The sequence below is a fragment of the Microcoleus sp. A003_D6 genome (assembly GCF_036702825.1).
GTDB lineage: Bacteria > Cyanobacteriota > Cyanobacteriia > Cyanobacteriales > Microcoleaceae > Microcoleus.
The window spans coordinates 201,061-211,368 of the sequence record NZ_JAUBWA010000001.1; the positions used below are offsets into that span (position 1 = coordinate 201,061).

The 10,308-nt window shown below is 47.7% G+C and carries 7 protein-coding genes; 2 read left to right on the forward strand and 5 right to left on the reverse strand.

Features of this window, described 5'->3' with window-relative positions; all coding sequences use genetic code 11:
- Positions 1-371: 371 nt before the first annotated feature.
- Together QUB70_RS00875 and QUB70_RS00880 are read right to left on the reverse strand one after the other, a co-directional pair.
- Positions 372-773, reverse strand: coding sequence for an ExbD/TolR family protein (locus tag QUB70_RS00875; protein WP_332977846.1), 402 nt, complete (start codon positions 771-773; stop codon positions 372-374).
- Complete coding sequence (locus tag QUB70_RS00880) at positions 757-1,416, reverse strand: MotA/TolQ/ExbB proton channel family protein (protein ID WP_332977847.1); 660 nt, start codon at positions 1,414-1,416, stop codon at positions 757-759. Before QUB70_RS00880 ends, QUB70_RS00875 begins: the two co-directional genes overlap by 17 nt.
- A 747-nt stretch (positions 1,417-2,163) precedes the next feature.
- Here QUB70_RS00880 and QUB70_RS00885 point away from each other — a divergent pair.
- Together QUB70_RS00885 and QUB70_RS00890 are read left to right on the forward strand one after the other, a co-directional pair.
- Positions 2,164-3,762 carry a TonB family protein gene (locus QUB70_RS00885; protein ID WP_332977848.1) on the forward strand — a complete coding sequence of 533 codons (1,599 nt, stop codon included), beginning with the start codon at positions 2,164-2,166 and terminating at the stop codon, positions 3,760-3,762.
- An 87-nt stretch (positions 3,763-3,849) separates the two neighbouring features.
- Positions 3,850-4,935, forward strand: coding sequence for an MORN repeat-containing protein (locus tag QUB70_RS00890; RefSeq protein ID WP_332977849.1), 1,086 nt, complete (start codon positions 3,850-3,852; stop codon positions 4,933-4,935).
- Positions 4,936-5,102: 167 nt separating this feature from the next.
- Here the strand turns inward: QUB70_RS00890 and QUB70_RS00895 are convergent, their stop codons facing one another.
- From QUB70_RS00895 to QUB70_RS00905, 3 genes are all read right to left on the reverse strand, one after another.
- A complete protein-coding gene (locus QUB70_RS00895) occupies positions 5,103-6,308 on the reverse strand; it encodes a 4-hydroxy-3-methylbut-2-enyl diphosphate reductase (protein WP_332977850.1) in 1,206 nt (401 codons plus the stop codon).
- 592 nt (positions 6,309-6,900) lie between these two features.
- The gene (locus QUB70_RS00900) at positions 6,901-8,274 is read right to left on the reverse strand and encodes an ammonium transporter (RefSeq protein ID WP_332977851.1); all 1,374 of its coding nucleotides are present in this window, start codon (positions 8,272-8,274) and stop codon (positions 6,901-6,903) included.
- Positions 8,275-8,915: 641 nt separating this feature from the next.
- On the reverse strand, positions 8,916-9,848 hold the full coding sequence (locus tag QUB70_RS00905) for an SGNH/GDSL hydrolase family protein (RefSeq protein WP_442927666.1): 933 nt from the start codon (positions 9,846-9,848) through the stop codon (positions 8,916-8,918).
- Between the last annotated feature and the right edge of the window lie 460 nt (positions 9,849-10,308).

A 10,308-nucleotide genomic window follows, 5' to 3' on the forward strand; every position in this document is an offset into this window, starting at 1 on the left:
ACACGGATTAAGAGAAATTACGCTGATTTAACTGATTTTTTTATCGGCTCTAAAAATCAGTATTAGACCTCTTGCAAAAATAGCTGGGACGGGCAAGATGCCCATCCCACAAAAAGTTTTTTTCTTGTGGAATGGGCCGGAGAGCCCGTTCCAAAATTTGATTAAAAGGACTTTTGCAAGAGGTCTATTGTAGGGTGCGTCAGCCCTTTCTCGTTTCCCTTGTAAGCGTAAGTGTTCTACCCGTGGCACCCTACAGGCCTCGTTAGTTGTTTAAATACATAACAGCTTACAGGCTTTTTTAGTACATCTGCACGGGGTAATTTCAGTTTAAAGCTATGAGGGAATTAGAAATTAGGAATTATATTTGCTCTCTATTTTGTGGTAGCAATCCCTAACTTAGCTCCCTTAATTTGCCGTAATCGATCCATAACTTCCACAACATTCCCGTGATTGACATTTTTATCCGCATTCAACACAATTAATGAGGTCTGATTTGACCCCATCACCTGTCGCACCGTACTCTCAATCTGTTCTAAATTGACTGACTTTTTATCAACCATTAATTTTCCTGATTCATCAATGGTGACGGTAATTTTAGCAGGCGAGTCTTGAACCTGAGAGGTTGTTGCTTTCGGTAAATTTACGGGCAGACCCTCGGATTTGGATAAAGACATAGAGGAAACAATTAGAAATGTCAATATGGCGAAGACCACATCAATCATTGGCACGATGTTAATCTGGGGAATATTATCAGGTTCATCGGGTAGGCGCATAGTTAGATTCTCTTAGTAGTTGTTCGTAGCGGTGACGGTACAGTAACTCTAGCTGGCCTCCGGCTTCCTGAATATAAGCTATCTGCTGTAAGTAAAACCCGCGAAACATATTGGCAAATAGGAGCGTAAAAATTGCCACCACTAACCCCAGTGCCGTAGAGATGAGGGCTTCGCTAATCCCACCGGTAACGCCTGCGGCATTGCTGCCCCCGGCCTCCCCCAGTTTGAGGGAGCCAAAGGTGGCAATTAACCCCAAAACTGTTCCGAGCAACCCAAATAGTGGGGAAAGGCTGATAATGGTGTCAAATATTGTATTGAATCGCTTCAGGATAGGGATTTCTGCCTGAGAACCACTCTCTAGGGCCAAACGAAATTCTTCGATGTTGGGCGAGTCTAGTTCTAAAGCTTCTAAAAAAATCCGGGCTAGGGGCAAATCGCCGTTTACTTGTAACTTTTTGATTGCGGAATCGGGGTTTTGACTGTATGTCTGTAGAACTTCCCGCACCACTCGCCGCTGTCGCCGATTTACCTTAAACCAAAACGCCAGACGCTCTATGATCAGTGCGACTGCTATGATTGACGAGGCAAACAGGGGCCAAGCAACAATGCCTGCTGCGTTAAAAATGTAAATGAGACTATCCATTGGTTTTTACTCTCGCTACCTCTGTTGAACGATCGCAAGCTGTCTAATGCTGCAATTAGCCCGATCGAAGGCTGGTAGAGTTTCTGCGTCAAGTCGGTACAAGTGATTCAGACGGAGAATTATTTCACTCAAGCGCGATCGCACAAAGGCACTACGTTTATGTGACTCTCTTCGTCTGTACCCAAAATGCTCCTACTGCGAGTTCGACCGATTTTTCTGCCACTGCTTCTTTGCTAAGTATTTGCGTTAGGACTTGACAATAATCTTCAATACCTTAAAAGATTCTCAACTAGGTTTTCACAAAATTTAGTCTTTGTCAAGCCATCACCCACAACTTCTTTAATAAGAAATCATGATTGATTGTTAGTAATTAATCACAGATATTTATAATTGCATTCTCTAAAAAGCTTGAGAATGCTGAAATTTCTTGGTAGATTCGGGTGTGGAGTATTGCAGTTAAGGAATTTTGGAAGCTTGCCCTGTCAGAATCCGAACATTGACAGCGCCCCTGGGAGCAACGCAGGCCCACCCAAAGGAAATGCTCAGTGGTGGCGTCTACGGGCTCTCTCAAGATTAAATAAATGAAAAATAATTGCAAGAGTCTTGAACAGGGTGACAGTCTTCTTATAGGATGAGTAGGTTCATTATTGATAGCAAGCTCAACCAGCAGTTGGTAGCTTGTTTCGGGTTATGTGGGGGAGCCAGCGAGGATGTTGCCAACCCATTCATCAAGGAGATTCATAAGGCATGAGCTTTTCAAATGTTTCGGCGACGCAAAGAGAACAACAAGAAGAATCTCTCAAAAAAGTTCTGGCGCTCAGTCTGTTAGCCTCAACCTTACTGCACGGTGTCGCGCTGCCGTTGAGCCTCAAGTTGGTAAAACCTGCTGAATTTGCAGATGATGCCATTGAAATTGTCATGGTTGATGAGCCTAAAGTAGAGGAAACCAAGCCAGAGCCGGATATTCAAGAAAAGGTATCTCCCCCGCCTGAGACGTTCAAACCAGAACCGCTACCAGAGCCAACTCCCCCAGAGGAGTCACCGATAGCCGCAACGCCACCGCCGATTCCAGAGGAGCCACCGATAGCGGTAACGCCACCGCCGATTCCAGAGGAGTCACCGGTTGCGGTAACGCCACCGCCGATTCCAGAGGAGCCACCGGTTGCGGTAACGCCACCGCCGATTCCAGAGGAGTCACCGGTTGCGGTAACGCCACCACCAGAGATTAATAATAAAGAGCAGCCCTTAACGGAAACTTCGCCACCAACTCCTGTGGAGCCTTCCCCGATCGCACCTACACAAGATTTCAATTCCCCAGAAACTCCTAAAACCCCGATCGCCAACGAACCCCAAAACCCCTCGCCCGAGCCAACAATCGATCGCCCCAGCACAACGGCTCCCCAGCAATCGCCTCGGAGCGAACCACCCGTTACCGCCTCCCGCCCCAGGGGCGCTGGGATTTCCGCAGACTTTACAAAAGATGCTGGAAACCCCAAGTCCTCCGACAGCCCTGAAAAAAATAACCCGCTCTCGCCATCTGCTTCGGCGGGTAGCGGGGAGCCTTCCTCAGAAACATCAAATTTTTCTTCCGGGCCCATGCAGCGATCGCCCGGAGCTGGCTCGCCAGTCACAGCTACTAGGCCAGGAGGCGGCGGCAATTCTAGAAATGCGATCGGAGGTGCAGGAAACCTCGCCTCATCTGGAAGCCCTGGAGGCGGAAACCCTGGAGGAAGTGCGTCGAACTCACCATCCGGCGGCGCCAGCGAAAATGGCGACATACCTTCCTCAGAGCCATTTGGGTCTGGTTCGGGGCGATTGGGGGGCTCGTCTGCTGCTGGCTCACCAGTCACAGCTACTAGGCCAGGAGGCGGTGGCAATTCTAGAAATGGGAACGGAGGTGTAGGAAACCTCGCCTCCTCTGGAAGCCCTGGAGGCGGAAGCCCTGGAGGAGGTGAATCTAACTCATCATCCGGTGGAGGTGGAAATGGTGGCGGGCTTTCGTCAGAGCCATTTGGCAGCGGTTCGGGAGCGATGCCAAAACCGACAAATCCAGCAAGAGGGGGGAGTCCTTCGCGGGCTTCCGGCCAACCTCCAGGCACTTGCATTAGCTGCGATAAACCTGACTATCCGAGCGCAGCCAGAAAAGAAGGGCGGGAAGGTCGAGTGCAAGTCAAGTTTGACGTTGACCCCAACGGTAAGGCATTCAACATAGCGATCTTGATTTCTAGCAACTACGACGACTTCGATCGCGCAGCGATTAAAACAGTAGAAAAATGGAAATTCGCCTCATCTGAGAGTGGCATTCAAGGAAAAACAGCATCCATTACCTTCGAGCTCAATGATTAGGGAATTGCTGGAAACATCCGTAATTTGCCTGGGAATTCAGTACCGGGAACGCAAGTGCAAACTTAAAACTTTAATTTTTTGTGAATTATGAATTTGGGAATACCGTCAGCAAAATTAAGTAAACTTCAGCGACTTGGACTCGCTCTATTTCTTGGTTCCAACTTGGGAATGGCTCTGTTGTTTGCCAACCCTCACAGCGCAATGGCAGCAGTAATTACTTTACCTGATGGCGGACGTTGCGAGGGAGAATTGAGTGAGGGAAAACTCAGCGGCCCCGGCATCTGTCAATATGCCAACGGCGATCGCTACGAAGGCCAATTTCTCAACGGTCAACCTCACGGTCAAGGCATCTATACCTTTAAAGAAGAAGGTCGATACCAAGGAGAATTTGCATCGGGTGAATTCAACGGTCAAGGTGTCCGCGAATTTCCTAACGGCAACCGCTACGAAGGGAGTTTTAAAAATGGCGAGTTCGACGGTACAGGCACTTTTACCTCAACTAACGGCATTCGTTACGAAGGCTCTTTTACCAATAGTTCTCCCAGCGGTCGAGGGGCTTTTACGTTCAGTGATGGCACTCGCTGCGAAGGAGATATTAAAGAAGGAAAAGTTAACGGCAAAGGTGTCTGTCAATATGCTAATAAAAACCGCTACGAAGGAGATTTGCTGAATAACTTGCCTGACGGACAAGGAACCTATACCTTTGCTGAAGGAGGTCGTTATGAAGGGCAATTTAGTGAAGGGCAATTTAACGGCAAAGGGGTTCGCGAATATCCGAACGGCAACCGCTATGAAGGAGAGTTTGTGAAGGGCAACCCTCAAGGTCAGGGATTGCTTACTTTTAAAGAAGGGGGACATTATCAAGGGCCGTTCGACAGTGGAGACTTTAGTGGTGAAGGTGTCCGCGAGTTCGCCAATGGAAATAGCTATAAAGGCACTTTTGTCAAGGGTAAGATGAGCGGGAAAGGAGTGTACGTTTTTGCCAATGGCGATCGCTGCGAAGGCGAATTTAGCGATGGTCAGTTCAGCGGCAAAGGTAGCTGCATTTACGCCAATGGCGATCGCTATCAAGGTGAATTCCTCAACGGCCAGAAACACGGTCAAGGTTTGTACGTCTATGCAGACGGAACGAAGGTAGAGGGAAATTGGCAACAGGGACAGCTTCAAAAATAGGCGTTGCTGATTTAGGGTATGAAAGGCTAAATATGCAAGTCATAGAAACAAGTATCCACAAAACTTCGGGATTTTCAAGTTATTTTTTTCATACCCTGATTAAGCAACGCCCGATCGCACTGCACCCAGAAAATTATGATTTTGAGTGCAGTGGGGAAACAAGATAATTAGATAACAGAAGGGGCTTTCATCGCCAAAATGCGATCGATCGCATCCTCAACAACCTTATCAGGCGTCGAAGCACCCGAAGTCACGCCCACCACAATTTTACCATCAGGCAACCAACCTTCAGCCACGACCAAATCTCCCCCCAAAGGCTTGTGTTCGATCCGATTTCCAGGTAAAATGCGCTCCGCACAATCAATGTGATAAGAAGGAATAGTTTTGTCGATCGCAATCTCCTGCAAGTGCGTAGTATTAGAAGAATTAAAACCCCCAATCACCAGCATCAAATCCAACTTTTCCTCAACCAAACTCAACATAGCATCTTGCCGTTCCTGAGTCGCATCGCAGATAGTATTAAAACTCAGAAAATGCTCGTTCAAATTCTCCGGCCCGAACTTCCGCATCATCGTCTTTTCAAATAACTTGCCAATGTTCTCTGTCTCAGTTTTGAGCATAGTAGTTTGGTTAGCAATCCCTACACTTTCCAAATCCACATCTGGGTCAAAACCAGCAGAATAAGCCTTGCTAAACCTAGCAAGAAACTCAGCCCGATCGCCCCCGTGCAAGATATAATTGCTGACATATTCAGCTTCGTGCAAATTCAGCACAATCAAATACTTATCAGCAAAAGAACTCGTCGCCACAGTTTCTTCATGCTTGTACTGACCGTGAATAATCGAAGTATAATCCCTCTTCTTGTGCTTCTCAACAGTATTCCAAACCTTAGAAACCCAAGGACAAGTAGTATCAACAATTTTGCAGCCCTTATCGTTAAGCAACTGCATTTCTTGCACGCTCGCCCCAAAAGCCGGTAAAATTACCACATCGCCGCTATCGACAACCGAAAAATCTTTAAGTCCCTTTTCAACAGAAATAAAACCAACTTCCATATCCCGCAAATGCTGATTTACAGAAGGATTGTGAATAATCTCATTAGTAATCCAAATCCGTTCGGACGGGAAATGCTGGCGAGTCTCGTAAGCAATAGCCACAGCGCGTTCCACCCCCCAGCAAAAGCCAAAAGCCTGAGCCAGCCGGATCGTGACTGCGCCGCGTTCCAGCCTGTAATTATTGTCGCGAATTTGCTGGATCAGACTGCTTTGATAAGCCGTCTCCATCACAGTCGCTACTTCCGCTTCATGTCCGAAACCCTTGCGGTGGTAGTTTTCAGATTGTTGGAGCGATCGTTTAAAAGCTTTAGTATCCATGCGGTATCGAGTTGAAATCTAGGTTAATTACCTTTGATTTTAGAACCATTGGAGAATTCTCATCTCAAATTTGGAAACCCCGCCTGCAACAATTGCAAAACGGGGCAACCCAACTATATATTGACTCTGACGGCAAATCACAGATTCCAACCGATACTTTTTTGCTAACATTTGCTAACAAATACATAAGTTGAGAGCCGATCTCAACCAAGGCGTATCAACCGATGCCCGTAGAAATTTCTACAAGCACTTATATTCTAGCGTTCAGCTTGGTTATCGCTTACAGCTATTAGCCAATCAGATTATTTGCTTTGATAATGTAGAGGCAACTTATTTATATAGCGGTTGCGTACTACCAAGGTTTTTCACCTAAATCTGAGTGGCTAAATTCATTCTATATGATATATAGACAAGAAGGTAAATGTAAGTTATTGTTAGCAAATGTTAAAAAAAGTCTTACTGTTAATCAACCTTCTTCGGCACAAAATCCCGCAAAGAAACCCGGTTTCTTAGAAAAATCTGGGTTGGGAACCGATAAATCTACCAAGAAACCGGGTTACACAAACCTGAGTGCGTCATTCCTACGATACTTTCACATTTGCTTCGGCGCGAAAGGAGAACTCGATTCAACCGAACTGAAACCGCCGGCAAAATCCTCACCGTAAGCCTCTTCCCCGTGCTCGCCGATATCCAAACCTTGGTCTTCAGCAGATGACGGCACTCGCAGTTCCATAAACTGCCCCAGAATTTTCAGGATGACAAAAGTGCCGACAGCAGCAAACACGTAAGTAGCTAGAACGCCTATAAACTGGGTCACGATTAGCCCCGGATTCCCGGCAAACAGCCCGTCATTTCCGGCAGCGTTAACCGCTTTAGTCGCAAATACGCCAGTCAGAATTGCGCCCACAGTTCCACCTAGGCCGTGAACTGGGAACGTATCCAAAGAGTCGTCAAATCCCAGCTTAGCGCGGAAACTAACGGCAAAAAAGCAGCAAACCGAAGTGATCGATCCGATCAAAAGCGCTCCCACTGGAAGCACGAATCCAGCCGCAGGTGTGATTCCCACCAATCCCGCTAGGAAACCGCTAGCAATGCCGACTGCTGTCGGTTTGCCTCTGAGCACCCATTCTACAATTGTCCAAGTTAAGCCGCCGGCGGCAGCAGAAATCATCGTGGTGACAAAAGCCACTGTTGCTAAAGAACCAGAACCCAAAGCACTACCACCGTTGAAGCCAAACCAGCCAAACCACAGCAGCCCAATTCCCAACAACACGTAGGGTACGTTGTGGGGGGTGTGGGGCTTGTTCAAGTGGTCTGTGCGGGGCCCGATCATCCAAGCTGCGACTACCGCAGATACGCCGGAACTGATGTGCACGACTGTGCCGCCGGCAAAGTCTAAGGCTCCGATCGCCTGTAGCCAGCCTCTACCCCAAACCCAGTGGGCTAAAGGAGAGTATATGAAGGTAGACCACAGCAGCACGAACCAGAAATAGGTTTTAAATGTTACTCGTTCGACGATCGCCCCGGAAATCAGTGCTGGAGTGATGATGGCGAACATCATCTGGTACACCATGAAGACTTGGTGGGGTATTGTCGGTGCGTAGCCGATCGGATCTGGTTTGTCTGCCGTGACGTTGTTCAAGAACATCCAGTCGAAGCCGCCGATAAAGGTTTCGATCCCTTTACCAAAGCCTTCGGACGCTGGAGTGGAAACGTCAAAGGCCAAGCTGTAACCCCACAGAGTCCAGGTGACGCCGATCAGTCCCATCATGACTAAGCTCATCATCATGGTGTTGAGGACGTTGCGCGATCGCACCAGTCCTCCGTAGAAAAACGCCAGCCCCGGTGTCATAAGCAATACCAGTGCTGAGGAAACCAACATCCAGGCCGTATCGCCGGTGTCGATCGGATTCGGTGCAGCAGCAGCAGCAGCAGGGGCAGTGTCTTGAGCTAAGGCATTGTCCATCAGCGGCCCGCTTAACAGCCACAGTGCGGTGATGCCGATCGTTAAACTTTTTTCGATCGCGTTATTTGTACCGATTCTAGATGCGAGGATTTTAGATTCAATAGTTATTTGCTTTTAAGTCCCTGTTTTAGCGGAACAAATCTTCAATAGACCTCTTGCAAAAATCCTTTTCATCTATTGATGGGACGGGCAAGATGCCCATCCCACAAGAGTTATTTTTTCTTGTGGGACGGGCAAGATGCCCGTCCTAATTATTTTTGCAAGAGGTCTAATAGGTAATTCGCCCATCATCAACCCCCCGACTTCGCATAGCCGGACTCATCTAATACCAATTTTAAAAAAGAATGCAACAGTATTCTTGTTCCCCCCCTTAGCAAGGGGGGGCTAGGGGGGGTCGAAGAGTGTTGCACGATTTTAGAGAAATGGTATAAATTCGTCAACTATCAATCTAATGCTCTATGCCTTTTGGATTGCACCATTTGTACAAATAGTTATTCTGTATTAGCGTATACAAAATACCAACACTCGTATTTTATTAATCTATCCGGGCCTACTTGACATAACCCGTGACAGCAGAGTAAGCGGGGAGAGAAAGAGGGGAAGAGTGTCCGAGGGGGAGAGTTATGACTTCAACCTTCTAACTAATGACTCATTAGTGATGACTCATTGTTCAACTGCATCTGACCGAACATTTGCAGGGCCGATCGCCAAACCAGATAACCTCGATCGTTCAGGTGCAAGCCGTCTGTGCTGAGTTCAGTTAGTAAATTGCCGTCAGCATCGGCAAACAGGGGGTGCAAATCCAGATACAAAACATTTTCAGAACTAGCAATTTCTTTCAGCCGCCGATTTATTGCCCGAATCCGACTGTTAGGAATCGCCAAAAGCCGATCGCGATTTTCCCAAGTAGCTTGTTCCCCGCTGTGCGGCAAAATCGACTGCACCACCACTTGCGCCTTCGGGTGAGCCCACCGCAAATCGCGGATAATCTGGCGCTGGTTGTCCACAATCCCTTCGTCGCTGGCCCCCCGCAACAAATCGTTAATCCCGATCATCACAAACACCGTATCCGGCACAGTTCGATCGAACAACTGCAACCGCTTCAGCAAACCCACGGAAGTCTCCCCCGAAATCCCTTGATTCAGCCAAATTCGATCGGGCGGTAACAGCTTCGTCGGAAACCACATACTCAGAGAATCCCCAGCCAAAACATTCAGTTTTGGGGGTCGATTCGCCGCCGCCGCCTCAGCTTCCCGGCCCAACTGCGTCACCCACTGCTGGTAAGTCCATTTGTGTCGCTGTCCCGGAACGGACACGTCTAGCACTGCCTTTGTAGAGTTTGTCGCCGCCGGACGAATTTGTTCTTCAGGGCTTTCTACCGTCAGCGCAGCACTAGCTGGGGAGCTTTCTGTCAAGTTGTGTCCCCGCAGCAGTTGAGCGACTGCGAGTATCAGTACCCCGTTCGTCAACAGAGATAGCAAAGCCCAAACCGGAACAGTTTTCGATCGGCCCCCTTCCATCCCTAAGAGGGATTTATGAGTTCTACTTCTGCTAACTCCTCCAAACTTCTCCATAAACTCAAGCGATTTGCAGGCACCACACTGAATAATTGGCACTCATTGCTACATCAAATTTTGCCGGTCGATTAAAGCCTCAATTCTTGTAAGAATCAAGCACTGTGATGTTTTGGGCAAGGGGGGCGATGCAGAACTTTGCTTTTTCGGACTACTCTACCATAAAAAATCTTCCTACCAAACTTTCTTGCACAGAAATCGGATTTGTCAAAACAGCAATTCACAAAAATTTCTCTAATGCTGCCCTGGACGCAGAAACCCGGTTTTGTAAAGTAATTGCGTGATTTTAGCAATAGACTAAGAAGGATAAACCGGGTTTTTGAGGGTCGCTAGTGCCTCCGGGACTGCATCCGTGGGCGGCTATTTTAGATTGTGGTTTTTCTAATTGACACTCTCAGCGCTGAAGCGACTGAGATTCTTAAGAAATTTCGTTCTTAATATCCCTATTGCTAGGGTTCCT

What these genes read in the sequence shown, in the direction of transcription:
- QUB70_RS00900 (WP_332977851.1), bottom strand. Translation starts at nt 8,274, where the DNA reads ATGGACAATGCCTTAGCTCAAGACACTGCCCCTGCTGCTGCTGCTGCT.
- QUB70_RS00905 (WP_442927666.1), bottom strand. Translation starts at nt 9,848, where the DNA reads ATGGAGAAGTTTGGAGGAGTTAGCAGAAGTAGAACTCATAAATCCCTC.
- QUB70_RS00880 (WP_332977847.1), bottom strand. Translation starts at nt 1,416, where the DNA reads ATGGATAGTCTCATTTACATTTTTAACGCAGCAGGCATTGTTGCTTGG.
- QUB70_RS00895 (WP_332977850.1), bottom strand. Translation starts at nt 6,308, where the DNA reads ATGGATACTAAAGCTTTTAAACGATCGCTCCAACAATCTGAAAACTAC.
- QUB70_RS00885 (WP_332977848.1), top strand. Translation starts at nt 2,164, where the DNA reads ATGAGCTTTTCAAATGTTTCGGCGACGCAAAGAGAACAACAAGAAGAA.
- QUB70_RS00875 (WP_332977846.1), bottom strand. Translation starts at nt 773, where the DNA reads ATGCGCCTACCCGATGAACCTGATAATATTCCCCAGATTAACATCGTG.
- QUB70_RS00890 (WP_332977849.1), top strand. Translation starts at nt 3,850, where the DNA reads ATGAATTTGGGAATACCGTCAGCAAAATTAAGTAAACTTCAGCGACTT.